Genomic DNA, 25,851 nt, shown 5'->3' on the forward strand with positions numbered 1-25,851 from the left:
ATGAAGAAAAAAATAATAAGCGTACTTCTTTGCGCATCTATGGTTGCAGGCATCCTGGCAGGATGCGGAGGATCCACAGGCAGCAGTACTACAGAGGCTGGAAAAACAGAAGGGTCCCAGGCAGCAACCCAGGCTGGGACTACAGAAGCAGGGACTTCTGAGGCAGGCACAACTGAAGCAAAAGGAGAAACAGCCGCAGCAGATGACACAGAGAAAGCAGATGCAAATACAGAACTGAGCGGAACGTTAGTGGTTGCACTCTGGGATAATGTATCCATGCAGTTATTCGAAGATCTGGATCTGGCTGGTAAATTCCAGGAAGTATATCCGGATGCCAACATTGAATTTGAAAAACTAAAAGATGATTCCGAATACTGGAATGCAATGAAAATGCGTGCATCCGCAAATCAGCTTCCGGACATTATGTTCAACAAGACCTTTACCCTGTCCAGATTTAAAGATTATTTAGTGGACCTGTCCGACACAGAGGCGAATAAGAATAATAACATTGCACAAGGCTACGCGGTAGATGGCAAAGTACTGGGACTTCCGGAAAAAATGACGGCTGAATACGTGTATTACTGGAAAGATATGTTCAAAGAAGCAGGCGTAGAAGTTCCCACAACATGGTCAGAACTGGAAGAGGTATCCAAGAAACTGCAGGATCATTTCGGAGCAGAAAACGGTGACTTTATGGCAATTGCAATGGGAGGCAAGGATGAATGGCCTACATATCCATTTACAGAGTTTATGCCGGCACTGGAAAGCGGAAACGGACAGAACTGGAATTCTATGGCTGCTCAGGATGAGCCTTTTTCAGAAGGAACTGATTTCTACAAAGCATATACAAAGATTAACAGCTTATTCACCTCCGGTGTATTTGGAAAAGACCCGGTAGGTATCGGAAATGATCAGGCAACTGCATTATTTGCCCAGAAACAGGCAGCGATGGTTGCATCCGGCGGATGGGCACTTACCAGCATATCCGAAGGCGCTGACAGCACAGATGAGCTGGGAACCTTCTATCTGCCAACCAGAGATACGGCCGAAGATCCATTTAGAGCAATCACACAGGGCGATAACTTCATGTCAATTACCACACATGCAAAGAACCCTGATCTGGCTAAGGCATTCGTAGAGTTCTATTTCAGTGATGCATGGTATCCGGAGTACATCAAATCCCAGGCGGATGACAATACCATGAAGACTGTTCAGAAAGACAAAGACCCGATCCTTGCACAGGCTGACGAATTACAGCCGGACAAAGAACTGGTTATGTATGACGGCGGCGGGGATGACTTTACCGCACTGGTAGCAGAGACAACCTTTGATTACAAGAAATTAGGGGCTGAAATGCTGGTAAGCGGATTCGATCTTCCATCGGCATTAAATGACCTGAACACAAAATGGAAAGCAGCCAGAGAAAAGTTAGGAATTAAATAAATAGAAATAGGCTGCCTCAGCACAACTGTTGCAACAGTCTGTGATGGGGCAGCATTTTTTATGCAGATAAGCGTGTGTGTGAAATAGAAATGGAGGGATCTCATGAATAGTTTAACGAAAAAAAGGAATCGCTTTATCATTCTGAGTCTGTTAGTTCCGGTGGTATTACTCATAGCATTCGTTGTATTTCCGGCGGTGGATTTATTTCGGATGAGTTTTACAAATTGGGACGGGTACTCAGCAAACAGCAATTTTATTGGAATCGAAAATTACATATCTATGTTTAAAAATAAAGACCTGTGGCTGTCACTGCGCAACAACGGCATTTACTTTGCAGTCCATCTGTTGATGATTCCGGTGGAAATGGCGGTTGCCGTCATCTTAACCTCCAGGTTAAGAGCGGCTAAGGCGTATAAGACCATCGTATTCCTGCCATATATCATCAATGGTGTGGCAATTGCCTATGCATTTTCGTACTTCTTTTCCCCGGTAAACGGAGCATTTGATTCTATATTAGAAGTACTTCATCTGGGCGGACTGAGCAGAAACTGGTTATCCGATCCGAAAATCGTGAACTTTGTGCTGGCGTTTGTATCTTTGTGGAAGTTCAGCGGCTACCATATCGTATTGTTTATAGCCGCATTACAGTCCGTACCCAAAGATATTGTAGAAGCGGCAAATGTAGATGGTGCAAATGCATTCCAGATCTTCCGTTACATTCAGGTTCCATCCATTTCTCTGGTTCTGGACTTCATCTTGTTTGACAATATCAGAGGTGCATTACAGGTATTCGATATCCCGTTTGTAATGACTCAGGGCGGTCCGGGATATGCCTCTTCCACATTTACGCTGTATACCATTAAGACGGCATTTACCTTTAACAACTTTGGTCTGGCATCTACTATGGCGGTTGCAATTATGGTCTTAATTGTAATTATCTATGTAGTTCAAAACAGAGTGCTTCATATCGGCAAACCCAAACCGGAAAAAGTATTGAAAGTCAGAAGAAAGGGAGGAAAATAGTATGACATCAGGCAAATCTAAGAAAATTATGACCCAGTGCGCAAAGCAGCTGATCTGTATCGGAATGGTCATCATTGTGGTGCTCCCCATTCTCCTGACGCTGTTTGCGGCACTGAAGACAAGGGGTGATATGATTAAGACATCCCCCCTGCTGCTCCCGGCACTGGACAAAATTACCTTTGAAAACTTTGAAAGGGTATTAGGAGATAAATATTTATTAGTAGGATTTAAGAACACTTTTTTAATTGCAATTATCAGTATTATCTTCAATATTATGCTGGGATCTGTAACTGCATTTATTCTGGAACGCTTTGAATTCCGCTTTAAGAAAGTTGTATTTGCTCTTTTCTTCCTTGGAATGCTGATCCCTACTTTTGTAACTGAAATTGCAAGGTTTAAGATCATTCAGGGAATCGGTGCCTATAATACACTGGGAGCGCCAATCATCATTTATGTAGCTTCGGATCTGATGCAGCTCTATATTTACCGGCAGTTTATATCCAAGATATCGGTTTCCCTGGATGAGAGCGCTCTTCTGGACGGATGCGGATATTTTGGGCTGTTTGGAAGAATCATCTTCCCGCTGCTGGCACCTGCAACCGCAACAGTAGTCATTATCAAAGCAATTACAATTATTAATGACATGTATATTCCGTATTTATATATGCCGAAGAATTCCCTCAGAACCCTGACAACCTTCCTGATGAACTTTGCCAATGCGCAGCAGGGATCGTGGCAGCGGCTGGCAGCTGGCATTATTATCGTCATGATTCCTACGATTATCATTTATATATTCTTCCAGAAATATATATTAGAAGGTGTGTCTGCGGGAGCAGTGAAGGAATAAACGGTACGGCAAATGCCCTACGGAAAATTACCCGTATATTATTGTAGGACTTATCATTCCATGGTATAATAAAAATATTGAATTATGGTCATAAACCGCATTGCAGTAATAACAGGCAGAGGGGATTTTCTATGGACAAAGATGATAGAAAAGCATTGAATATGCAGAGCTTCGTATTTGACTCGTTGTTAAATAATATGAATGCTGTGTTGTATGTCAGCGATATTGAAACAGATGAGATTATTTTTATGAGCAAAAACATGCAGGAGATCTTTGGTGTGGAGAATCCGGAAGGTAAGATCTGCTGGCAGGTTTTGCAGCGGGGAATGAATCAAAGGTGTTCCTTTTGCCCGATTGCGCGTCTGCTGGAGCAGGAAAGCGAAACGCCTTTCTGTATCTGGGAGGAGGAAAATACGGCAACGGGACGCATCTATGAAAATTATGACAGCCTGATTAAATGGGCGGACGGCAGGCTGGTGCATTTGCAACACTCCGTGGATATTACCGAGTTTAAGCGCATTACGGAAATCGCCAGTACGGATGAATTGACCGGGATGTTTAACAGACGTGCAGGGAAAGTACTACTGCAGGAGGCTTTAAAAAAGCTGCAGGGTACAGATCGGTCCCTGTGCGTCTGTCTGTATGATCTCAATGGATTAAAACAGATTAATGATCTTTACGGACATTATGAAGGGGATAAAAGTATCTCCTGCATAGCCCAGGCAGCACTGGACAATTTAACGGCGGAGGATATGGCATTTCGGCTCAGCGGTGATGAATTTGTAATTATTTTTCCGGGTATCGGTCTGGACGAGGCAGGCGGACGGGTCCGTTCTATCCAAAAGGACCTGAGGAAAATTGTAAAGGAAAAGGATATTCCCTATGAGGTATCCTTCTGCTTTGGAATTGTAGAAATATCAGGAAGGGACAATTTTACAGTCTCAAAAGTAATTTCCCTTGCCGATGAGGAAATGTACCGCCAGAAAAAGGTGTATCACATCCGGAAGGCGGAAGAAAAATTGAGCAGCAGCCGGAGTGAGTATCAGGCGGCGGTAGAGGATTTTGACTACGATAAGGAGCATCTGTATGATGCTCTGATGAAAAGTACAGATGACTACATATATGCGGGTAATATGAAAACAGGAACTTTTCGGTACTCTGCGGCTATGGTAGAAGAATTTGGACTTCCAGGACAGGTTATTCCCAATGCAGCAGCAGTCTGGGGGAGTTTTATCCACCCGGATGATAAAAAATGTTTTCTGGAGGCAAACCAGGAAATTGCCGATGGAAGGGTAGACACCCATAATGTCGTATACCGTGCTAAAAACCGGAATGGAGAATGGGTTCGTCTCAGGTGCAGAGGCTATCTGTTTCGTGACAAGTATGATATTCCGGAATTGTTTGCCGGGTTTATATCAAAGGTGGAAGAGTTCTAGACAAAGTTCTGATGACCCCGATTTCATGGGACATAAAACAAGAAAAACGTTCATATGCTGTGAGTAAGAGATGTACAGGCAGGAGATACGGATGAAGGTACTCGTCTTTCTTTCTACTTTTATGATTCCCTTTGTTATTTTTTATATCGTGGGATATGGACTGCTAATGAAGAAAAATGTTTATGAAACATTTATAAAAGGTGCTGTGGATGGATTCCACACAGTAATCCAGATCATGCCTACGCTGATTGGGCTTATGGTAGCGGTTGGAATTCTGCGGGCGTCCGGATTCCTGGATATGCTGTCTAGTGTGCTGGGAGGGCTTTTGCAAAATGTAGGATTTCCGCCCCAGCTCATGCCGGTTGCGATTGTCAGGATGTTCTCGTCCAGCGCTGCAACAGGACTGGTTCTGGATATTTTCAAAGAATATGGACCGGACTCTGCAATGGGGATTCTTACCTCCATTATGATGAGCTGTACGGAGACCATATTTTATACCATGTCTGTTTATTTTATGACAGCGAAAGTAAAGAAGACCAGATATACTCTGGCAGGAGCCCTGGTGGCTACGCTTGCTGGTATTATTGCCAGTGTTGTACTGGCTGGGAGGATGTAAGGGAAAATTTAATAATGAAACAATGATAAGTATGGTGTGCTGAGATATTAGCATGCCTTTCTTTTTTGTGAACAATTCACACTCTTTTGTGGAAAATGTGGATACAATATTTACTTTATTTGAATAAAATGTGGATAACTTTTAATTTCAGCATGAAATGAACCTTATTTGTGATGGAGAATAAGAAAAAATAAAATATATAGCAGAACAAAATTTTGTATGTTTTTGTAAAAAAAAATCTTTATTACGAATTAAATACAGAAGGCCTAAAATATTGGAAGAATATAGTAATATTTTATAAAAATAATGATGTCTTTCTTAAATTTTATATGGTATAATTAATAATATTATGCGAAAATTGGTAATTATTGTCGGATGTGACTTGGAAGGTTAACGAAATTGAGCGAAGATGTAAAAAAGGGTTTTACTCTAATGGAATAAATAAGAAGCGGTGTAAAGGAGAGAAGATATGTATTTAGTGCCAATAACAAGAATGGAGCCAGTAAAATCGTTAGAAGAAATAAATAAGCCCTCGGATAATGGAAACGTCCAGGATAAGACGGGGAAATCTTTTCAGGATATTTTTAAAGAAGCCATACAGAATACAGAGAATGAAGTTAAGAAAACGCAGGAGACAGATGTGCTGCTGGCAACGGGAAAACTGGATGATCTGCATACAGCTATGATACAGGCGGAACAGAGTGCGGCCGCAGTGGAATTTACGACACAGCTTATGAGTAAGGCAGTAGGAGCCTATAATCAGATTATGGGAATGCAGGTCTAGAGCATGTTTCTGGAAGTAAATAAAGGCGTGGAATATGAAAAAGATAGGATAATGATGGAGAGCAAATGAGTGCAGTGGATAAGATAAAGGAGAAGGCAGGTAATCAGAAAAGCCTGGGCAGGCTGTTAGAGAAGGGCAGCAAAGAGAAAAAGATATTAATCGGGGTATTGGCGGGAATAGTTATACTGGCTATTGGATTAACGGTAGCACTGAATATGAATAACCAGTCCTATGAAGTGCTGTTTCCCGGTATGAGCAGAGAAGAGAATACAGAAGTTTTAGCAGTTTTACAGAGCCGTTCCGTGGAAACAAAGAGGAATGCGGAAGGCGAAGTTATGGTTCCGTCGGAACAATTAGGTGATATTATGCTGGATATGTCTGCGCTTGGTTATCCAAAGACAACACTTCCATTTAATATATTTTCCGACAATACAGGATTTACAACTACGGAATTCGAGAAGAAGCAATACCTGCTTTTGAACCTTCAGGATCGTATGGAACGAACTTTAAATAATATGCAGGGGATTAAAAAAGCAATTGTTACGCTGAATGTACCTGATGAAAGTAATTATGTCTGGGATGATAATGAGTCTGGGAGTACGGGATCGGTATCATTGAATTTGCTTCCGGGTTTTTCTCTAACACCGGAAAAAGTGACGGCTATCAAGAATCTGGTGGCAAACAGTGTACCCAGGCTGACCACGGATAAGGTAACGGTAGTAAACTCCGATACAATGGAAGAACTGGCTGCAAATGAAGGTGAAGACAGCAGCTACTATGGTTTGGACCGCCTGGATTTTGAATCAAAAGTAGAAAAAAAGCTGGAAGATAAAATAAGCAATGTCATGTCCCTGGGTTACCCTGCGGATCAATTCCGGGTATCGGCTACCGTAGTGATTGATTATGATAAAATGCTTACGGAAAATTTAAAATATGTTCCTTCCGAAGATAATAAGGGGGTACAGGAACATTTTGAAGAAAATCGGGATTTGACAGACAAAGAAGCAAAAGCAGCCGGGGCTGTTGCGGGGGAAGAGAATAATACAGATGTTCCTACCTATACAAATGGGGATAATACCGGTGCGGATAAAACAACCGGAGACTATTCCAGAAGTGAGGATTACTTAGTAAGTTACATAAAGAAACAAATTGAAAAAGATAATGTCAAGCTGGAGAAGGCTACGGTGGCAATAACGGTTAATGACAATAATCTGACCGATGCGAAGCGGCAGGAGTTAATCAATTCTGCATCGAAGGCGGCGAATATTGATCCGGCTGATATTGTTGTGACAAGTTTCCAGCAGATACAGGAGACAAAGCAGACAGAACCGGCTGCAAAACCGGAAGAACCAAAATCAATATTTAGTAATTTAGATGACCGGATTGTCATTGGAGGCGGGGTGGCAGCAGTACTGCTGATCGTTCTGCTGTTATGCCTGCTGGTACGCCGCAGGAAAAAGATATCAAAAGAAGAAGACGAAATCTTCAAAGAGGCACTGGCGGTCAGTCTGGATCCGGAAACGACAGCGGATGGTACCGATCCGGCAGAACGTGCAGAAGAAGATGCGGTACAGAATACAATTAACCAGGAAGTTAAGCTGAATAAAGCGCCTACAGAGGAAGTGCGGTCATTTGCAAAGTCCAATCCGGAGATTGTTGCTGCCATGCTCAGTTCCTGGTTGAAGGAGGATGAAAAGTAAGATGGCTTTAGAGGGAAGGAGCCTGGCGGAAAAATCAGCTGCCATTATTTCCATTTTGGGAACAGATGATGCGTCAGTTGTATTTAAGTTATTAAAAGAAAGTGAAATAGAACAGTTATCGGTTGAACTGGCAAGGATGCCGAGATTAAAAGAAGATGAACTGGATACTATAGCAAAAGAATTTACAGAATGCTGTATGGCGCGGAAGATAATCACTGAGGGCGGAATGGACTATGCAAAAAGCGTTTTGGAAAAGGCGTTTGGCTCCCAGCAGGCGAATAATCTTATGGAACGTGTAGGGAGAACCTTAAAGACCCAGGCGTTTGGATTTCTTCGGAAAGTTGATTATAAAAGCCTTATGACTGTCATTCAGAACGAGCACCCGCAGACGCTGGCGCTGATCCTGTCCTATGCCAATGCAGAACAGGCATCTCAGATTATTGCCAGTCTTCCCAGAGAAGTCAGGGTAGATGTGGTAGAGCGGATTGCTAATATGGAAAGGGCACAGCCCCATTTTATAAAAATTGTAGAAAATGTGGTGGAGAGCAAGCTGGATACAACAGGAATGGCTGACATGATGGAAGTGGGCGGCTTGAACTATATTGCAGATATTATGAACCATGTAGACCGTGGAACAGAACGGGATATATTTGATGAATTAACAATAAAGAATCCGGAACTGGCAGACAGTGTACGGAAGCTGATGTTCGTATTCGAAGATATTGCATACCTGGATCCTATGTCTATACAGCGGTTTATTCGTGAAGTGGATTCTAAGGATCTGGCAGTGGCGTTAAAGGCTGCCAATGAAGAAGTGGTAAATGCTATCTTCTCTAATATGTCCGCCAGAATGCGGGATTCAATTCGGACAGATATGGAATACCTTCGCAATATCCGTATGCGGGATGTGGAGGAAGCACAGCAGAGAGTTGTGGCTGTAATCCGAAGGCTGGAAGAAGAAGGAGAAGTTGTAATTTCTAAGGATGGAAAGGATGACATTCTTGTATAGGATTATTAAGTCGGAAGACACCATCCTGGAAGATGGAAAAATTGAATTATACAAAAGAGAAGAGCAGGATATACCGGAAGAAATCACCATCGTAAACGGGCAGGTGGAAGATAACCAGGCAGGTCCGGAAGAAGAGCTGGAGGATTTACTGGCTGAAGCAACCAAGAGAGCTGAAAAATCTGTGGCCAAGATTTTAGAAGATGCTTATGCAAAGCGGGATACCATTGTAAATACTGCAATTGAAGAATCCGAACGATTAAAAAAGCAGGCGGTTGAAGAAGGGAAAAGAGAAGGAATCCGCCAGATGGAAGAGAAGGTGGCGGCTTCTCTGGATGAATTGAATAGGGCACTTGAGACGTTACAGAATCAGGTTGCCAAAAGCAGCAGCAGCCTTCAAAAGAGCGTTGTGGATATGTCTCTGGAAATCGCATCACGGATTATGAGTATGCGTATACAGGAGGATGAAACCCAGATGGCAGAGCTGGTGAAGACTGCGGTATTGGCTGAAAAAGATAAACGGCAGATTAACATTGTTTTATCCGAAGAAATGACGAAACTGATAGATAAACTTGAATGGGAACTGGATTCTGTCAGGGAACGGATTCCCGGGAATATAAGAATAAAGACCAACGGCATGGAAAAAGAGGGCTGCAGGATTGAGACAGAAGAAGGAATCATGGATGTATCGGTTTCCGTTCAGATCGAAAATCTCAGAAGACAGCTTCAAAAACTTGAGAGTGACTAATATGTCAGGTGAAATATGCGGAACATTGAAAAAGTAATGAATGTAATAAAGACAGCAAATCTCTATACACAGATGGGGAAGATTGACAAAATCGTGGGAATGACGGTGGAATCCATTGGACCTGTCTGCAATATCGGGGATGTCTGTACAATTGAAATCCCAAACCGAACTGCCCCGGCATATGCGGAGGTGGTTGGATTCCGGGAAAATAAGGTGCTCTTAATGCCTTATGATGAGATTCAGGGAATCGGATACGGCAGCGCCGTAAGCAATACAGGAGACAAACTGAGAATACCGGTGACCAATGATTTAATCGGAAGAACGGTAGATGCCCTTGGACAGCCGATAGATGGAAAAGGTCCAATCAGGGGAGAAAGGTTTTACTCTATCACGGGAAAAGAATCCAATCCCATGCTCCGTCCCAGAATTGATACGACGATTCAGATGGGGGTAAAGGCAATTGACGGACTGCTGACGATCGGTAAAGGTCAGAGAATGGGCATCTTTGCAGGGAGCGGTGTGGGTAAGAGTACCCTTATGGGGATGATTGCCAAAAATGTTAAAGCAGATGTGAATGTAATTGCACTGGTAGGGGAAAGAAGCCGTGAGGTGGTGGAATTTATCCAGCGGGATCTGGGAGAGGAAGGCGCCCGCAGGTCAGTTCTGGTAGTCGCTACATCTAATCAGTCTGCTATGATGCGTTCCAAATGTAGGATTAGGGCAACAACAATTGAAGATTATTTCAAAGATCAGGGAATGGATGTACTTTTGATGATGGATTCCCTTACCCGGTTTGCCATGGCACAGAGGGAGATTGGGCTCAGTATAGGAGAGCCTCCGGTGGCGAGGGGATATACACCGTCTATCTACTCCGATCTGCCGAAACTGCTGGAGCGGTCAGGTAATTTTGAGGAAGGGTCCATTACCGGAATTTATACCGTACTGGTAGAGGGAGACGACACCAACGAGCCGATCTCAGATACAGTAAGAGGAATTATAGACGGGCATATTATGTTATCCCGAAAAGTAGCGGCGAGAAACCGTTATCCGGCAATTGACATTCTCTCCAGTGTCAGCCGTTTGATGAATGATATTGCGCTGCCGGAACACAAAGCGGCAGCCGCCAGATTCAGAAAAATACTCTCCGTCTATGAGGCGAATATAGACCTGATATCTATCGGAGCATATAAAAAAGGAAGCAACAAAGAGCTGGATGAGGCAATGCTGCATATTGACAAGGTTTATGATTTCCTACAGCAAAAAACAAATGAGGCTTTTACCCTGGAAGAAACCGTAATCCGGTTGATAAACCTGGTGGAATAAGAGGGCGGTTATGAAGAAGTTTGAATTTACTTTGAAAAAGATGCAGAACTATCAGGAACAAGTTCTGCAGAAAGAAAAAAATGCAATGGGACAGCTGCAGGCAAGGAGAAATGAGCTGGCAGCCTGTCAGGAAGAAATTAAAATTCAGCTCCAGGACATTCATTGGGAGATGGACCGTGAAATCAGAAAGGGAACAACGATTTACCGGATCAATACATTTACCATGATGATAAAAAACGGAAAGACCCACCTGGAAGATATTAAACGGCAGATAAGTGTATTAGAAACGGAAATTGAAGTGCAGCGGCAGATTGTAGTAGAGGCATCTAAAGAAGTATCCAAGCTGACTAAGCTGGAAGAAAAACAAAGGGAGGAATACCGCCAGGCAGTTGCAAAGGAAGAACAGGAAAACGTATTAGAGTACATTTCCGGAAAGTTTGTAAAGCAGGGCGTTTCCTAAATAGATAAGAAGGTGCAGGAGGTGATAAGCAGTGGTATTTAAAGTGAATATGGCTGATTTTGCTGCGGGAGGCCGAACGAAGAAAAACCAGCCGGAACCGGTGGAAACTTTTATGGATGTATTTAAAAAAGCATCCGGGGCTCAAAAACCTGAGGTAAAGAATGACAAACCCAGGGAGCCGGAAAAGAAGAAACCAGAAGAAGTGAAGAAAACAAAAGAGCAGAAGAAAGAAAAAGCAGAAGCGGCAAGAGACACAAAACAGGAGCAGCCGGCAGAGGCAATGCAGCCTGAACTCAAGAATCCGGATGGGGTATGCCCTCCCGAATCAGGGGAAAAGGTTAGCGCACAAAGCGTTCCGGAAAATGAAGGCGGGTATCAGACAGTTGCTGTAAACCTGGTGCAAAACGGTAAGTTAAGCGAAACAGAAGTCTTCATAACCGGAAATGAAAAGGCACAGGTACAGCAGGATATACCAATGGTGACGCAGCAGAATAAAATCGATGCAGACAGTTTGGCAGAGGCGCTCAGGGTTCAGGATGCGCCCCGGATGACTCAGGCTGTAAATGTACAAGAGGGAGAAAAGCGGATACCTGAGGCATCGGTGACCCAGAATGAAGTGCCTGTTACAGGAAACCGGCTGGAGCCAAAGAACACAGACAGAGCCATAAGCGGTGAAACAATTCGAAGTACAGAGGCCGGAAACACAGCCCGGGAAATCATGACAGTGGTATCCAAAGAAGGGGAAACGACAGCGGGGAAAGAACAGAGTGCACAGGGGTTCAGCGGTACGGGCGGAAAGCCGGAAGAGAAGGCAGAGATCAATAAAACGGCGAAGACAGAGGAGAAGCCCGGTTTCCAGGAACTGCAAAAAAGAGTGGATTCCGGAATGTATCTGGACCAAAGCAGGGTAATCAGCAAAAATCTCTATGGAAATACCGGCATTCAGAAGACATTGGGAGAACAGCAGGGCACAGCACTGTTAAACCAGGTAAAAAGCGGCATTGAGCGGGGAATCCAAAAGGAACTGCAGCACTTTACGATAAAGCTGAAACCGGAAGGTCTGGGTGAGATTATCGTAAATATGGTTTCCGCCGGAGGTAAGATCTCTATGAGTATCGGTGTGACCAATGCAGAGACGCAAAAGCTTTTGAGCAGTGAACTGGTGAACTTAAAAGAGGCGCTCCAGCCGTTTAACGCACAGGTGGAGGAAATTTACCATAATGGCACGGGAGGAATGGAATTTACCAATTACCAGCAGAGTTTTTACCAGCAGCAAAATCAGATGTCAGGAAGAAACCATTTTGTCAGACAGGATGGGACAGAGGACGAAGATATTTACGAGGCTGTTTCTGAGATAGGGCTTCAGCCCGTGTATGCCGGTGATACGGAGATGCTGAATACATATATTTGATCAACGAAAGTGATAAAAAACAGGAAATAAACCAGAAGGAAAACACAAAATCAAAAAAATAATAAAAAATAGAAAGGACAGTATATGCCAGTAAATTTTGATGGTTCCAGTTACGCAAATCCCTATGGGGCAAATAGTGCGGCAGGTAAGACAAATACACAGGGAAATGTAATAGATGCGGTATTTGCAGATGATTCTGACCAGAATGTGTCGGTAGATGATTTTCTGCAGTTAATGATTGCCCAGTTAAAAAACCAGGATTTTATGAATCCGGTAGATGATACCCAGTATATTACACAGCTGGCGCAGTTTACTACCATGCAGCAAATGCAGGAAATGGCTTACAATTCCAAGACTACATTTCTTACATCCCTGGTAGGCAAGACGGTAGTTGCTGCGAAGATAGCAGTGGGCGGTTCTGTTAAACGCACCGAAGGAGTAGTGGATAAAATCTCCTTTGTAAATAATGAATTTAAATTCTCGGTGGGAGATCAGACATTTGACCTGAGCCAGATTATGGAAGTGAAGCCGGAACCTAAACGGGTTACGGAATAAGCGAATCATTATCCCAAGGAAGTCATAGGTAAGGAGCGGTGTATGGATCAATTTTTATATAATAAGATGTTGAATAACACGATATATACTGGATCACCCTGGGAGGTTCAACAAAAGAGAGCTGCCGGCCACATGGATACAGAGGCGGACGGACAGTCATTTAAGGAAATACTAAAAGGCCGGATTGAGAAAGACAGCCAGCTGGTTTTCACCAAACATGCAATGGAAAGAGTGATTTCCAGAAACGTAAATGTCTCCAGTCCGAATATGGAGCGTTTAAATGAAGGGTTGAAGCTTGCAGTGGAGAAGGGATTGAGTGATCCGCTGATTTTAGTTGGTTCAACAGCATTTGTGGTAAACGTAAAGAATAACAAAGTGATTACGGTGGTGAATCAGGAAAACCTGAAAGGTACCGTGTTTACAAATATTGATGGAACCGTTTTAGTTTAGCCGGACCTTATGGAGGCTACATCTGTCCCGAACGACGGAAGGACAGAGCGGTAAGAAAAGGAGATTAGAAATATGTTAAGGTCATTATATTCAGCCGTATCAGGTATGAAATCCCATCAGACAAAGATGGATGTTATCGGTAATAATATAGCAAATGTAAATACTTATGGATTTAAAGCCAGCCGTACCAGTTTCAAGGATGTGTTCTACCAGACTGTAAATAATGCTACGGGAGGAACTGCCGTTTCCGGTGGAACTAATGCAAGCCAGGTGGGATTCGGTACCCAGATCGGAGGTATTGATCTGAATATGAACCGTTCAACTTTTCAGGCAACGGACAGGGGCTTAGATGTTGCGATTGCAGGCGAAGGATTTTTCCAGGTACAGGATGCAGACGGGAATATCTATTATACAAGGGCAGGCGCACTGAATATAGACAGTGCGGGAAATCTGACGGATTCAAATGGAAATATCATCTTAGGTGTTGCCGGCAATCCGCTGGGAAAAGCCGCAGGATCAGAAAAGCTGCAGCTTTATGTTCCGTCTGTACAGCCTACAAGAGCGGATACCACAGAGACAATTAATGATGTATCCTTTCAGATTTCTTCTGAGAAGGCTACAACGGATGCCAATGTTGCGTTTAACTTTATTCTGGATCCGGAACTGCCGGATGGCTCCGATGTAGTTGTAAAATCCGGAGATTTAACAAATGCAACGATTACGGTACGTGTAAATGAAGCGGCAATATTTACGAGCCTGGATGACTTTACGGAGAAAATGAACAGAGCAATTGCCCAGGCGAACAATGGAGAAACCCATCCGGGCGGAAACTTCAATATTATGGCAGTTCCAAGTGACAGCCTGTTTCCGGCTGGCGGACTTACCGGAGAAGAAATTGTAGGGCAGAACTTTGCTGTGAAAGAAGGAACCGTGACACTGCCTCAGAACTTAAAGTCAAGCGGTATCTTTGGCGGAATGCTGCCCAAGTCGGTAAGCAGCAACCCCATGTTTGACGGGACGGGAGATGTGAACTTCAGTGCGAAATATACTCCGGCTGATGAAGATGCGGGTATTCTTGCAGAATGGACGATCACTGCGGTATTGGGAGATGGCAGGCAGTTTGTGGGAAAAGTAAATTCCAAGAGTACAACGGCTAAATCTGTACTGCTGAAAGAAGTCGATGAAAATGGCGTTGAAAGCACAGGTCAGTATATTGAAATGTCCCATCGTGGATTTGGTGCTATCACAAGTGCCTGGAAAAGTGAAAATAAAGACCAGGATCTGGTGGACGGTTCCGAATTCAGGGCAATTGCCGGTGCTACAGCAAGCCCGTCCACTGTATCCAGGGATATCGGATTTGGAGGGAGAACCTTTAAGCTTACAAAGGGAACGTCGGGGGGACCTCAGACTACAAAAGATTGTACCAGCGTATCCATTTTATCAAACGGTGTAATTGAGGCTATTCATCCGAACCTTGGAAGGCTTCAGCTGGGAAGAATAGACGTGGTTACCTTTGAAAATCCGGGCGGACTGCAGGAGGTGGGGAATTCCTACTTCTCACAGTCAGATAACTCAGGAAGAGCTTCCCGCACACAGCCGGGTATCAATGGCTCCGGAGGAATTCAGGCGGCGGCACTGGAAATGTCAAATGTGGATATTTCCTCAGAATTTTCAGATATGATTATTACCCAGAGAGGGTTCCAGGCAAACTCCAGAATTATAACGGTATCGGATGAGATTCTGAATGAGCTGGTTAATCTGAAGAGATAAAAATTTGTCAGCGGTATGCAAGGGGCATAAGTATAAGAATAGCAGACAGGCTGCTGTTGGAAAGGAGTATTATGTGATTGAGTTAACAAAGCTTCGTGGAGACAAGTTTATGCTCAACTGTGATTTGATCGAAATGGTTGAAGAAAATCCAGATACTACAATACTGCTGACCAACGGCAGATATCTGATCGTGCAGGAAAGTATGAAGGAAATTACCGAAAAGGTAATCATGTTCCGCAGGAAGATATATGAACGCTCCCGCGGAGATAAAGAATTTCAGTAAATGACAGAGGATGGAAAAAGGTTATGGATATAATGTCAATCGTCGGAATTGTACTGGCGGTTCTATGTACCTTACTTGGAATGGTATTTGATCAGGAAACCATGAAGGTAATGTGGTCAAATATGACAGCGTTTTTTGATGTGTCCAGTATTTTTATTACCGTTGGCGGAACCATCGGCGTAATGATGATTTCATTTCCGGGCAAGAACTTTTTAAAAGTAGGCAAACATCTGAAAATACTGGTGAAACCTCGTAAATATGATCCGAAACAGTATATAGACAAAATAGTAGAACTTGCGTTGGAGGCTCGTATGAAGGGACTGCTGTCTCTCGAGGACAAGCTTCATGAAATCGAAGATCCTTTTTTACATAGCAGTCTCATGCTGGTTGTAGACTCCGTGGATGTAGAAAAAGTACGGGCACTAATGGTATCAGAACTGGAGCAGCTGGACGAACGGCATGCTCTGGACAGAGAATTCTATGAAAAAGGGGCATCCTTTGCACCGGCATTTGGTATGATTGGTACCCTGGTAGGGTTGATTCTGATGTTAGGAAACATGTCTGATGTAGATACTCTGGCAGCCGGAATGTCCACAGCACTGATTACTACATTATACGGATCTATCTTGGCAAACATAATATTTTTGCCAATTTCAACAAAATTAAAAGCAAGGCATGATGAGGAATTTTTATGTAAGAACTTAATCATGGAAGGGATTATTGCAATACAGGAAGGTGATAACCCCAAATTTATCGAAGAAAAGCTATATAAATTACTACCCGCAAGTAGAAAGGCTAAAGAAGAGGGTCAGGAAAACGGGGAGCCAAAAGAAAAAAAGAGCAGAAGCAGGAAAGCAAAGAAGGAGTAAGCAGATATGTCCTATGAAACGGAGCGTATTCAACTGGCAGATAAACAGGATTTCCCGAAACTGGTAAAAATCTATATGGAGTCTGCATCACAAGCGATATCATCAATAATAAAATCTAAGATTGAAATATATGACCCAAAAGTGGAAGAGGTTTCGTTGAACCAGGTGCAGTATTCCATACTGGAACCGGTGGTATTTGTAAAAAGCTGCCTGACCTCTAACGCAGCAGGTACGACAATGCTGGTTTTCAGGCAGAGGGATGTTCAGATTTTTTTGAATGAACTCATGGGAATAGACGAACTTCCGGAGCCTGATTTTGAATTCGATGAGGTAGCGCTGAGTGCCACAAATGAAGTGATGAATCAGATGATGAAAACTTCTGTAGCGGCCCTTGCCGAGTACCTGAGCTGTACCATGGAGTCTGCAGATGTAAAATCCATGGTTGGAAAGGAAGATCAGGAACTTGCCCAGGTCTTTGGGGAAGAAGGGGATCGTAAGGTTCTAACTATTACTTATAAAATAATGATTCAGGAGATGATTGAGAGCGAATTCATTCAGATCCTGTCCTTGGATGCAGCCCAGAGCATCTGCGAAAAAGTAGAGGCGAAAGAAGAAAAAGAGAAGCTGGAATCTAAGGAGGAATCACAGCTGTCGGCAAGTGGAAAAGCTGATATCCTGGTGGGTACCAATAAACAATCCGGAATCATCGGACAGGCAGGGGCAGGCCGTGGCACCAGAAATACGGGTGAAGCACCGGAGATGCCTTATCAGAGCAATATTAATTTAATTATGGACGTACCCCTCAATGTGTCTGTTGAAGTGGGAAAAACAAAGCGTAAATTAAAAGACATTCTTGGATTTAACAACGGTACCGTTGTAGAACTGGAGAAGCAGGCAGATGCACCGGCAGATATTATTGTAAACGGACAGTTGATTGCCAGGGGTGATGTGCTTGTAATTGACGACAATTTCGGCGTCAGAATCACAGAGATTATTAACACAAAAAACATTATTGGAAATGGTGAAATGATTTGAAACGTTTTAACTATATCATAACAGCCGGAATCATAGGAATTATATTTTTAATCATAATTCCCCTGCCGACTTTTGTGCTGGATTTTATGTTTATTGTGAACATAGCCATATCCTTTCTGATATTGTGTATGACCATGTATATCAGGGAGCCGCTGGAATTCTCAATCTTTCCTTCTCTGCTTTTGATTACTACTTTATTTCGGCTGGGACTGAATATTTCGTCCACCAGAAAGATCTTGTTTGACAATGGTTATGCAGGCCAGGTAGTAAAAACCTTTGGAGAATTTGTAATACGTGGCAATGCGGTGATCGGTTTTATCATATTCCTGATTATTGTACTGGTACAATTTATTGTTATTACCAAAGGTTCCGAACGAGTTGCAGAGGTTGCAGCCAGATTTACCCTGGACGCAATGCCGGGAAAGCAGATGGCGATTGATGCGGATCTGAATACAGGAATGATCGATGATCAGGAAGCAAGGGAGCGAAGATATAAGATTCAAAGAGAGTCTGACTTCTTTGGGTCTATGGATGGTGCTACAAAGTTTGTAAAAGGGGATGCGATTATCTCTATTATTATTACCATGATCAACTTTGTAGGCGGTCTGATTATAGGTTTTATGAATAACCAGGGAAGTTTTCAGGAAATTATGCAGATCTATACCACGTCTACGATTGGAGACGGACTGGTGTCCCAGATTCCTGCATTGCTGATCTCTGTTTCCACTGGTATGGTAGTAACCAGGTCCGCTTCGGAAAGTAATCTGAGTGAAGAGGTGAGCCGGCAATTTCTTGCGCAGCCCAGGGTACTGATTATGGCGGGATGTGCAGTTTCCTGTTTGTGCCTGATACCGGGATTTCCGGTGTTCCAGATTCTGATTATAGCTGCGGTCTTAATCGGCAGCGGTATTTATCTGGGACGGCGTCAGAAGCAGACGGAAGAGGTGCCGGAACAGGGGATTATTGAAACTGAAGTGACCAGTGAAGCTTCTTTTTATAAGAATATAGAAAATGTATATGGTTTGCTGAATGTGGAACCGATTGAAATGGAATTTGGCTACAGCCTGATCCCTCTGGTGGATGAAGCAAGCGGAGGAAGCTTTATTGACCGTGTGGTTATGTTCCGGAAACAGATGGCGTTAGAGGTTGGATTTGTAATTCCATCCGTAAGATTAAAGGACAGCGGTCAGCTGAATCCCAATCAGTACAGCATCTGTCTGAAAGGAGAAGAGGTTGCCAGCGGAGATATCCTGACAGACCACTATCTGGCGCTTTCACCGGGAGACATGGCGGAGGAAATCAGCGGTATAGACACCATTGATCCTGCATTCCATATTCCGGCAAAGTGGATCAGTGAAGATAAAAAAGTACAGGCAGAGCTTGCAGGTTATACCTTAATTGATCCCACCTCTGTTATTATCACACATTTATCAGAGGTTATTAAAGAGCATCTGCACGAATTACTGACCAGACAGGAAGTCAACAACTTACTGGAAAATCTCAAAAAGAGCAATGCCAACATTATAGAAGATACAATACCGGCAGTGATTACGGTGGGGAATCTCCAGAAAGTTCTGGTGAATCTTCTGAGAGAAGACGTACCGATAAGAGATATGGAAACTATTCTGGAAACTTTAAGTGACTATGGGAATCAGATTAAAGATACGGACATGCTGACGGAGTATGTGAGACAGGCGTTAAAACGTACCATCTCCCACCGGTTCTCCGAAGCGGGGCAGATGAAAGTCATCAGTCTGGATGAAAAAATAGAGACTATGATTATGTCATCCGTAAAAAAAGTAGATACTGGTTCTTACCTGGCATTGGATCCAAACACAATCCAGGGAATTGTATCTGTCGTAACTGATGAGATCAATAAGATCAAAGACCTGGTTCAGGTTCCCATTATTCTGACCTCTCCGGTTGTAAGAATATATTTTAAGAAACTGATCGACCAGTTTTATCCCAATGTGGCGGTAGTGTCCTTTAGTGAGATAGACAATAATATACAGATTCAGGCATTGGGAAGTATTGCACTGAATTAAAAGAGGTGAAAATGAGAGAATGGAGCAGGCATATATAGAAGATTCTATGGAAGAACTGCTGGAATATCAAAAAAGTGGTGATTTAGAGGTTAGGAACCGGCTTGTGCTGTCCTATCTCTATATCGTCCGTTCTGCTGCAGTTCAGTTAAGAGGAGTCACCGCCAGTACCGGACAGGAAGAGGATCTTCTGAACCAGGGAGTTCTGGCGCTGATGGAGTGCATGGAGCGGTTTGATGCTTCGAAAGGTGCTAAATTCGAAACCTATGCTTACATTCGCGTGAGAGGTGCTTTAATTGACTATATCAGAAAACAGGATTTCATTCCTCATAGAACCAGAAATATGGGTAAAAAGATTAATGAGGCATATATGCATCTGGCGAACCAGTCAATGCGTGAACCCACATTAGAGGAGTTATCCGGCTATATGGGAGTTGATGCAGATAAGCTGAATCAATATATGAAGGATATTAATAACAGTGCTATTCTTTCGTTTGAGGGAATGCTGAATGAGGTTACCGGCATGGCAATGAAACAGGAGCTTCCCATGACTGACATGGATTTAAAGCCGGAAGACAGTTTCATGAGGCAGGAGATACAGACCATACTTGCGGAGGGAATAGACAGCTTATCGGATAAAGAGAAGACGGTTATATCCCTTTATTATTATGAAGAAATAAAGTATGCAGGAATTGCAAAGATTATGGGAATCGGTGAATCCCGTGTCTGCCAGATACATACCAAGGCAATCTTAAAACTGAAAACTATTATGGAAGAATATATGAGAGGGTAAAAAATGTATTCAGGATTTTATACCGCAGCATCCGGAATGTTAATGAACCGGCGTTCCTTAGATGTAAGTGCGAACAATATGGCGAACCAGGATACTCCCGGATTTCGTGCTAAAAGAGTAGTGGGAACAGCGTTTGAGACACAGCTGCAGAGGGTACAGGGACAGCAGAAAACAGATATTGGAACCGGCTCTCCAATTTCAGTGGTGTCAGAAGTGATGACAAATTTTGATGGAACCAATATTAAGGAGACGGGCAGGCCCTTCGATATTGCAATCGAGGGTGAGGGATTTTTCACCATTCAGGGAGAAAACGGACAATATCTCACCAGAAACGGAAATTTTGATATGGACGAGGAGGGGTATCTCGTACTTCCCGGAGCAGGGCGCGTGCTGGGAGACAGAGGACCGGTTCAGGTTAGAAACAGTGAGTTTGTAGTAGGTAAAACCGGGAATATCTATGGCTCTTATGGCAACCTGCTTGATCAGCTGCAGATTGTACAGCCTGAGGGGGAAGCTAACCTTACGCCGCTTGAGAATGGTTTGTATGCGGGAGGACAGGCGCAGATGGTGCGTGTATATCCGGATACGGTACAAGGTTCCATAGAGGGTTCTAATGTGGACTTAAATGATGAGATGACACATATTATGGAAATACAAAGAGCATTCCAATCCTGCAGCAAGGCATTGACGATTATTGACCAGATGAATCAGAAGACAGCTTCTGAGATTGGAAAATTGTAGACGGGGGACAAAAGATGAATATAGCATTTTATTCTGCTGTGACTGGAATGAAAGCTTTTCAGCAGGAACTGGATATCACGGCAAATAACATGGCAAATGTAAATACTGTAGGGTATAAGCCGCTTGCACCGTCATTTAATGACCTGTTATATACCAATATGAATACCAAAGAAGAGCATAAGACAGGACATGGAACCAGAATTACAGATACGGATTATATGTTTGGACAGGGACTGTTGAAAAATACCGGAAGAAACCTGGACTTTGCCATTGCGGGAGATAGTTATTTTGCACTGGACAATGGAGGTAACACCCCGGTATTTACCAGGGACGGCTCCTTCCGGGTAGGAAAAGGGAATGACGACAAATATTACCTGATGAGCCAGGATGGAAGCTATGTGTTAAGCGCTACTCAGAAACGTATTGAGATTACCATGTACAATGGCACGAATACTCCGAATCTGGTGGGGATCACCAGACGGATCGGGATGTATAAATTCAAAAATCCTTACGGGCTGAGACCGCTGGGAGACAACCAGGTTGCCGAGACAGAGACATCCGGGGGATGGAACATAGTCCCAAACAGTGCGGTAAACAGAATACTCAGTGGATGCCTGGAATCCTCAAAAGTAGAAATCAGTTCAGAGATGATTGATATGATACAGGCTCAAAGAGCTTTTCAAATGAACAGCAGGATTGTACAGACTGCAGACCAGGTAGAAGAAATGATCAATAATTTGAGGTAGATTTGCCGGCAAGCACGCTCCGGGGCGCAATATTAACACGTTCCTGCGAGCATTGAGGAGTATGAGAGATGGAAAAAGAAAATATGCATGAGAAAGTGCATGAGGAAGAGAACCTTATTGAGACGGTTGAGGACTGGAACGATAAAGACCAGGAGCGGATACGGAGCATACTCAATGAGGAGGAGTCTCCGGACCCGCAGGAAGAGGATCTGATGCCAAGGCCGGCAGCTGTGGAGGTTGTAATCGAAAATGGAGATATGCGGGCAACTCTGTATGTACATCCACCCTTAAGAGGGGGACCGGATGTGGAACAGCAGGACATCGAAGATGAGCTGCTGAGGCAGGGAATCGTATTTGGCATAAACCGGGAAAAGATAACAGAGATTGCAGAACAAAAGCAATACCGACAGTTATTCGAAATTGCAGCGGGTAAACCCCCGGTTGATGGAAGCAATGGGAAAATCAAGGATTTTTTTCCCAGGGAACATAAGCTGAAATTTTCGTCCAAATCCAATGGAGGAATTGATTTTAAAAATCTGAATCTGATCCATAACGTACAAAAGGGTACGGTAGTGTGCGAAATAACCCGGCCTACAGAACCAGAGGACGGCATGGATATTCTGGGCAGACCCGTTCATGGACAGCGTGGTAAAATGCCGGAAATACCTCAGGGCAGGAATATTGTTTATTCTGAAGACCGGTTAAAGTTAGTTGCATCCTGTGAAGGAAACCTTACGTTCCGGTCGGGACGTTTCCAGGTAGAGAATGTATATTCGGTAGAGGGTAATGTGGATAACTCCATAGGAAATATTGATTTTTCCGGCAGTGTATATATTAAAGGCGATGTGTTCGAGGGTTACACCGTAAAGGCAAGAGGGGATATCACCGTAGTCGGAATTGTGGAAGGTGCACATCTGGAGTCCGGGGGAGATATCATACTTCACAAAGGGATGCGGGGAATGAAAAAAGGCATTCTGGAGGCAAAGGGAAATATAACCGGAAAGTTTCTGGAGGACAGTACCATCAGGGCGCAGGGCAGTATTCAGGCAGAATATATCATTAATTCCAGAGTATCCTGTAATAAAGATCTGACCCTTATGGGCAGACGGGGAGCGTTGATCGGAGGAAGCTGTGCGGTTTTTAACAGACTGAGAGTAAAAAATCTGGGATCGGCGAGCCAGACCAGTACGGCGGTGGCTCTGGGCATCACTCCCGAGCTGCTGGAAGAGACAGCTAAAGTCCAGAAAGAATTGAAAAATATACAGAGAAGCTATGAGGACTGCGTGAAAAATGTTGAATACCTTACGAACCGGGAAGAGACAGGAAGGCTGACGGAAGCGCAGAAACTGCAGTTAAGTGAGTTTAAAATCCAGATTCCGGTAAACCGTCTGAAAATAACCCAGTTAAAGAAAAGGCGGCAGGAGCTGGAGCAGCTGGTTATGCAGGTGGGCAAGAGCAGGCTGGAGGCAGATCTGGTTTATCCGGGAACGGTTATTACCATGGGTGAATCCAAGTTAATTATTAAAAGGGTAGAGTCCATGTGTATGTTCTATTATATGGATGGAGAGATAAAAAGGGGAACTTTTTAACAGACTAAGTGCCGGTCGGCACTTAGATTGAGTAAGGAAAGACCGGACATGAGATTTGACAGAGAACGAGTCATAAAAGATACGTATAAATGGAGGAATAGAGGATTATGGCAGACATATTAAGAGTAACTGCCCCGGCAGTCGGCAAAAATGTAATATCGCCGAATAAAGCGGCACAGGATCCGTCTATTCCATTTGACCTGCAGGAGATTAACCATGTTGTAAAGAATCCGGAAAGCAGCGGGCTGCTTGGACATCATAATATCCTGAAAAATGAAACTGGTGCTGCGACGCTGATGGATTTGCTGAAAGATCCTGCAGTGACCGTGAATTATCTTAAGAATATCTACATGCTGGAAGAAATTATTAACCTTCTTCCCGTCAATAATAACACCGTAACCCAGGAGATCAGGCAGCTTTTTAGGGAACTGCTGATAAACCCGGATCAGATAGTAGAAGAACTTTTAAAACAGGAGTATTCTTCCACCTTATTTAAAGGTGCACTATTTGAATTTCTGAGAACTATGCTAAGAGAATCCCCGGGACTGAAAATGGAAATAGCTTCATTGCTGAAAGCGGTAAACGGAACAATTGCAAAACAGGATGTCATGGACTCTGTTGCCAACAGTCTGGAATATCTGGCAGGTCAGATGCGTGGAAACAGTCTGTTGTCAGCCAGGCTGGAGGACTTTGCAGCAATGCTTCGCAGGCCGGAAAATATGGAACATTTTCAGGAACTGAAACAGGATATTATGGCAATCATCAGAGAGGTAGAAGGAAGCATACTCTATACTCCTCAGACTGCAAAAGTGGTTCCTATTATTATTTATAACCTTTCCAGGTTCCAGGATAATCCCGTATATCTCAATGAGGCGCTTCTTAATGTGTTGGTGCATGTTAAGGGGAGAGAGAATAAAGAACATTTAAAAGAACTCATTCGGGAATACATTGACTCCTTTGCTGGTGGAGCGCGCAATGAAAACCGGTCCAGAATTATGAATATCCTTGCGGATATTATTGGAAAGCAGGATCAGGAAACCGATATGAACAGTTTGAATGGTGACAAAATTGAAAAAATTATCACCAGTTTGCTGTCTTCTCCCTGCAACTATACCCCTCTTTTACATTATGTGATTCCGGTAGTCTATCATGGAATGAATATCTTTTCAGAGTTGTGGATTGATCCCAATGATGGGCGTGAGAGTGCTGCCGGAAGTTCTGATGGGGAACGGAGCATTCATATTTTAATTTCTTTTGATATTAATGGAATCGGACAGTTTGAGGCGGAATTGTGGTCAAAAGGAAAAGGGCTTCGCATCAATTTGCTGTGTCCGGCGGAATATCTGAATATATTTCAGAAATTGACCGGTGATTTTACGGGCATTGCAAAGGAACATGGATACCAGATGGAAGAAATCAATATTGATAAAATGGAGAAGGTACGTTCTTTGATGGATGTGTTTAAGGATCTTCCCTATAAGAGGACGGGTGTGGATGTCAAAATATAAGAAAAATAAAGCGGTGGCGCTAAAATATAATGCAGGCGAGGATACTGCGCCGGTTGTAATCGCTTCCGGGTATGGAAATGTAGCAGAGAAAATTATAGATATTGCTGAAAAAAAGGGGATACCTGTCTATAAAGATGACAGCACGGCATCCATGCTGTGTATGCTTGAGGTGGGATGTGATATTCCGGTAGAACTATATGAAGTTGTAGCGGCGATTTACGGCAAGCTGATGGAAGTGTCGGAATCCATAAAAGGAAAAGAAGTACAGTATTACAGCCGTGAAGAAAGGCATACTGCCAAAGAATATAAGCAGCCAGGTAAAGAAACAAAAAAACAACCCAGACAAGAATCCCAACAAGGATCTCAGCAAGGATCTATGCAAGGATCCCAACAAGGATCCCAACAAGAAACAGGAAAAGAACCAGTAAGGCAATCCGTACGATCCAGACTGATTTCAACAAAACTTCGGTCAGGTACGCCGGATGAGACGAATAAAACAGAGGAGACAGGCAGATGATCTTAATACCAGAAGGATATGTAGATTCCTCTTGCGTAATCAAAACCAAAAAAAATGATTTGCTTACCATGGGTACCTTGCGTAAGATCAGAGACAGCTACATAGATATAAGTGACAGCAGAAACGAGTTCCCGGAAATCAACTATAACAAACTGG

General features: G+C 43.4%; 24 protein-coding genes and 1 pseudogene. All 25 read left to right on the forward strand.

Annotated features, from left to right (window positions below; genetic code table 11):
- Entirely contained in the window at positions 1-1,443 is a 1,443-nt protein-coding gene (locus tag ACH2DQ_RS24245) for an ABC transporter substrate-binding protein (RefSeq protein WP_394912067.1), read from the forward strand.
- Positions 1,444-1,545: 102 nt separating this feature from the next.
- The gene (locus tag ACH2DQ_RS24250; protein WP_394912068.1) at positions 1,546-2,466 is read left to right on the forward strand and encodes a carbohydrate ABC transporter permease; all 921 of its coding nucleotides are present in this window, start codon (positions 1,546-1,548) and stop codon (positions 2,464-2,466) included.
- 1 nt (position 2,467) lies between these two features.
- Positions 2,468-3,313: a carbohydrate ABC transporter permease gene (locus ACH2DQ_RS24255; protein ID WP_394912069.1), complete on the forward strand. Its 846-nt coding sequence runs from the start codon at positions 2,468-2,470 to the stop codon at positions 3,311-3,313.
- 131 nt (positions 3,314-3,444) lie between these two features.
- Complete coding sequence (locus ACH2DQ_RS24260; protein WP_394912070.1) at positions 3,445-4,749, forward strand: diguanylate cyclase domain-containing protein; 1,305 nt, start codon at positions 3,445-3,447, stop codon at positions 4,747-4,749.
- 91 nt (positions 4,750-4,840) lie between these two features.
- Positions 4,841-5,365, forward strand: a complete 525-nt coding sequence (locus ACH2DQ_RS24265) for a spore maturation protein (protein ID WP_394912071.1) — start codon at positions 4,841-4,843, stop codon at positions 5,363-5,365.
- A 469-nt stretch (positions 5,366-5,834) separates the two neighbouring features.
- Complete coding sequence (locus ACH2DQ_RS24270; protein ID WP_394912072.1) at positions 5,835-6,149, forward strand: flagellar hook-basal body complex protein FliE; 315 nt, start codon at positions 5,835-5,837, stop codon at positions 6,147-6,149.
- Positions 6,150-6,214: 65 nt separating this feature from the next.
- Complete coding sequence (gene fliF / locus ACH2DQ_RS24275) at positions 6,215-7,849, forward strand: flagellar basal-body MS-ring/collar protein FliF (RefSeq protein ID WP_394912073.1); 1,635 nt, start codon at positions 6,215-6,217, stop codon at positions 7,847-7,849.
- Position 7,850: 1 nt separating this feature from the next.
- Positions 7,851-8,858, forward strand: coding sequence for a flagellar motor switch protein FliG (gene fliG, locus ACH2DQ_RS24280; RefSeq protein ID WP_394912172.1), 1,008 nt, complete (start codon positions 7,851-7,853; stop codon positions 8,856-8,858).
- A complete protein-coding gene (locus tag ACH2DQ_RS24285; RefSeq protein WP_394912074.1) occupies positions 8,842-9,603 on the forward strand; it encodes a FliH/SctL family protein in 762 nt (253 codons plus the stop codon). Before fliG ends, ACH2DQ_RS24285 begins: the two co-directional genes overlap by 17 nt.
- Positions 9,604-9,618: 15 nt before the next feature.
- Positions 9,619-10,926 (forward strand): FliI/YscN family ATPase, encoded by a 1,308-nt coding sequence (locus tag ACH2DQ_RS24290; RefSeq protein ID WP_395028578.1) that lies wholly within the window; start codon positions 9,619-9,621, stop codon positions 10,924-10,926.
- A gap of 10 nt (positions 10,927-10,936) precedes the next feature.
- Positions 10,937-11,386 carry a flagellar export protein FliJ gene (gene fliJ, locus ACH2DQ_RS24295; protein WP_394912076.1) on the forward strand — a complete coding sequence of 150 codons (450 nt, stop codon included), beginning with the start codon at positions 10,937-10,939 and terminating at the stop codon, positions 11,384-11,386.
- A gap of 31 nt (positions 11,387-11,417) precedes the next feature.
- Entirely contained in the window at positions 11,418-12,797 is a 1,380-nt protein-coding gene (locus tag ACH2DQ_RS24300) for a flagellar hook-length control protein FliK (protein ID WP_394912077.1), read from the forward strand.
- Between the two features lie 84 nt (positions 12,798-12,881).
- Complete coding sequence (locus ACH2DQ_RS24305; protein ID WP_394912078.1) at positions 12,882-13,352, forward strand: flagellar hook assembly protein FlgD; 471 nt, start codon at positions 12,882-12,884, stop codon at positions 13,350-13,352.
- Between the two features lie 42 nt (positions 13,353-13,394).
- Positions 13,395-13,802 (forward strand): TIGR02530 family flagellar biosynthesis protein, encoded by a 408-nt coding sequence (locus ACH2DQ_RS24310; RefSeq protein ID WP_394912079.1) that lies wholly within the window; start codon positions 13,395-13,397, stop codon positions 13,800-13,802.
- 72 nt (positions 13,803-13,874) lie between these two features.
- Positions 13,875-15,572 carry a flagellar hook protein FlgE gene (locus tag ACH2DQ_RS24315; RefSeq protein WP_394912080.1) on the forward strand — a complete coding sequence of 566 codons (1,698 nt, stop codon included), beginning with the start codon at positions 13,875-13,877 and terminating at the stop codon, positions 15,570-15,572.
- A 4-nt stretch (positions 15,573-15,576) separates the two neighbouring features.
- Positions 15,577-15,855, forward strand: coding sequence for a flagellar FlbD family protein (locus ACH2DQ_RS24320; RefSeq protein WP_394912081.1), 279 nt, complete (start codon positions 15,577-15,579; stop codon positions 15,853-15,855).
- Positions 15,856-15,878: 23 nt separating this feature from the next.
- A complete protein-coding gene (locus ACH2DQ_RS24325) occupies positions 15,879-16,724 on the forward strand; it encodes a motility protein A (protein ID WP_394912082.1) in 846 nt (281 codons plus the stop codon).
- A 6-nt stretch (positions 16,725-16,730) separates the two neighbouring features.
- Positions 16,731-17,759, forward strand: coding sequence for a flagellar motor switch protein FliN (fliN, locus tag ACH2DQ_RS24330; RefSeq protein ID WP_394912083.1), 1,029 nt, complete (start codon positions 16,731-16,733; stop codon positions 17,757-17,759).
- The gene (flhA, locus tag ACH2DQ_RS24335) at positions 17,756-19,804 is read left to right on the forward strand and encodes a flagellar biosynthesis protein FlhA (RefSeq protein ID WP_394912084.1); all 2,049 of its coding nucleotides are present in this window, start codon (positions 17,756-17,758) and stop codon (positions 19,802-19,804) included. The genes fliN and flhA overlap by 4 nt, the downstream gene beginning before the upstream one ends.
- Before the next feature lie 19 nt (positions 19,805-19,823).
- On the forward strand, positions 19,824-20,594 hold the full coding sequence (locus ACH2DQ_RS24340) for a sigma-70 family RNA polymerase sigma factor (protein ID WP_394912085.1): 771 nt from the start codon (positions 19,824-19,826) through the stop codon (positions 20,592-20,594).
- A 3-nt stretch (positions 20,595-20,597) separates the two neighbouring features.
- Positions 20,598-21,335, forward strand: coding sequence for a flagellar hook-basal body protein (locus tag ACH2DQ_RS24345; protein ID WP_394912086.1), 738 nt, complete (start codon positions 20,598-20,600; stop codon positions 21,333-21,335).
- Positions 21,336-21,349: 14 nt separating this feature from the next.
- Positions 21,350-22,081 carry a flagellar hook-basal body protein gene (locus tag ACH2DQ_RS24350; RefSeq protein WP_394912087.1) on the forward strand — a complete coding sequence of 244 codons (732 nt, stop codon included), beginning with the start codon at positions 21,350-21,352 and terminating at the stop codon, positions 22,079-22,081.
- Between the two features lie 68 nt (positions 22,082-22,149).
- The gene (locus tag ACH2DQ_RS24355; protein WP_394912088.1) at positions 22,150-23,670 is read left to right on the forward strand and encodes a DUF342 domain-containing protein; all 1,521 of its coding nucleotides are present in this window, start codon (positions 22,150-22,152) and stop codon (positions 23,668-23,670) included.
- Between the two features lie 107 nt (positions 23,671-23,777).
- On the forward strand, positions 23,778-25,178 hold the full coding sequence (locus ACH2DQ_RS24360) for an antitoxin (protein WP_394912089.1): 1,401 nt from the start codon (positions 23,778-23,780) through the stop codon (positions 25,176-25,178).
- A pseudogene (locus tag ACH2DQ_RS24365) lies at positions 25,165-25,440 on the forward strand (EscU/YscU/HrcU family type III secretion system export apparatus switch protein); the annotation flags it as partial. The gene ACH2DQ_RS24360 and the pseudogene ACH2DQ_RS24365, both read left to right, overlap by 14 nt.
- Positions 25,441-25,851 lie beyond the last annotated feature (411 nt).

The sequence above is a fragment of the Robinsoniella sp. genome (assembly GCF_034124845.1).

What these genes read in the sequence shown, in the direction of transcription:
- ACH2DQ_RS24345 (WP_394912086.1), top strand. Translation starts at nt 20,598, where the DNA reads ATGTATTCAGGATTTTATACCGCAGCATCCGGAATGTTAATGAACCGG.
- ACH2DQ_RS24355 (WP_394912088.1), top strand. Translation starts at nt 22,150, where the DNA reads ATGGAAAAAGAAAATATGCATGAGAAAGTGCATGAGGAAGAGAACCTT.
- fliG (WP_394912172.1), top strand. Translation starts at nt 7,851, where the DNA reads ATGGCTTTAGAGGGAAGGAGCCTGGCGGAAAAATCAGCTGCCATTATT.
- ACH2DQ_RS24310 (WP_394912079.1), top strand. Translation starts at nt 13,395, where the DNA reads ATGGATCAATTTTTATATAATAAGATGTTGAATAACACGATATATACT.
- ACH2DQ_RS24265 (WP_394912071.1), top strand. Translation starts at nt 4,841, where the DNA reads ATGAAGGTACTCGTCTTTCTTTCTACTTTTATGATTCCCTTTGTTATT.
- ACH2DQ_RS24255 (WP_394912069.1), top strand. Translation starts at nt 2,468, where the DNA reads ATGACATCAGGCAAATCTAAGAAAATTATGACCCAGTGCGCAAAGCAG.
- ACH2DQ_RS24340 (WP_394912085.1), top strand. Translation starts at nt 19,824, where the DNA reads ATGGAGCAGGCATATATAGAAGATTCTATGGAAGAACTGCTGGAATAT.
- fliF (WP_394912073.1), top strand. Translation starts at nt 6,215, where the DNA reads ATGAGTGCAGTGGATAAGATAAAGGAGAAGGCAGGTAATCAGAAAAGC.
- fliJ (WP_394912076.1), top strand. Translation starts at nt 10,937, where the DNA reads ATGAAGAAGTTTGAATTTACTTTGAAAAAGATGCAGAACTATCAGGAA.
- ACH2DQ_RS24260 (WP_394912070.1), top strand. Translation starts at nt 3,445, where the DNA reads ATGGACAAAGATGATAGAAAAGCATTGAATATGCAGAGCTTCGTATTT.
- ACH2DQ_RS24325 (WP_394912082.1), top strand. Translation starts at nt 15,879, where the DNA reads ATGGATATAATGTCAATCGTCGGAATTGTACTGGCGGTTCTATGTACC.
- ACH2DQ_RS24290 (WP_395028578.1), top strand. Translation starts at nt 9,619, where the DNA reads ATGCGGAACATTGAAAAAGTAATGAATGTAATAAAGACAGCAAATCTC.
- ACH2DQ_RS24315 (WP_394912080.1), top strand. Translation starts at nt 13,875, where the DNA reads ATGTTAAGGTCATTATATTCAGCCGTATCAGGTATGAAATCCCATCAG.
- ACH2DQ_RS24350 (WP_394912087.1), top strand. Translation starts at nt 21,350, where the DNA reads ATGAATATAGCATTTTATTCTGCTGTGACTGGAATGAAAGCTTTTCAG.
- ACH2DQ_RS24250 (WP_394912068.1), top strand. Translation starts at nt 1,546, where the DNA reads ATGAATAGTTTAACGAAAAAAAGGAATCGCTTTATCATTCTGAGTCTG.
- ACH2DQ_RS24285 (WP_394912074.1), top strand. Translation starts at nt 8,842, where the DNA reads ATGACATTCTTGTATAGGATTATTAAGTCGGAAGACACCATCCTGGAA.
- ACH2DQ_RS24305 (WP_394912078.1), top strand. Translation starts at nt 12,882, where the DNA reads ATGCCAGTAAATTTTGATGGTTCCAGTTACGCAAATCCCTATGGGGCA.
- ACH2DQ_RS24360 (WP_394912089.1), top strand. Translation starts at nt 23,778, where the DNA reads ATGGCAGACATATTAAGAGTAACTGCCCCGGCAGTCGGCAAAAATGTA.
- ACH2DQ_RS24270 (WP_394912072.1), top strand. Translation starts at nt 5,835, where the DNA reads ATGTATTTAGTGCCAATAACAAGAATGGAGCCAGTAAAATCGTTAGAA.
- ACH2DQ_RS24245 (WP_394912067.1), top strand. Translation starts at nt 1, where the DNA reads ATGAAGAAAAAAATAATAAGCGTACTTCTTTGCGCATCTATGGTTGCA.
- fliN (WP_394912083.1), top strand. Translation starts at nt 16,731, where the DNA reads ATGTCCTATGAAACGGAGCGTATTCAACTGGCAGATAAACAGGATTTC.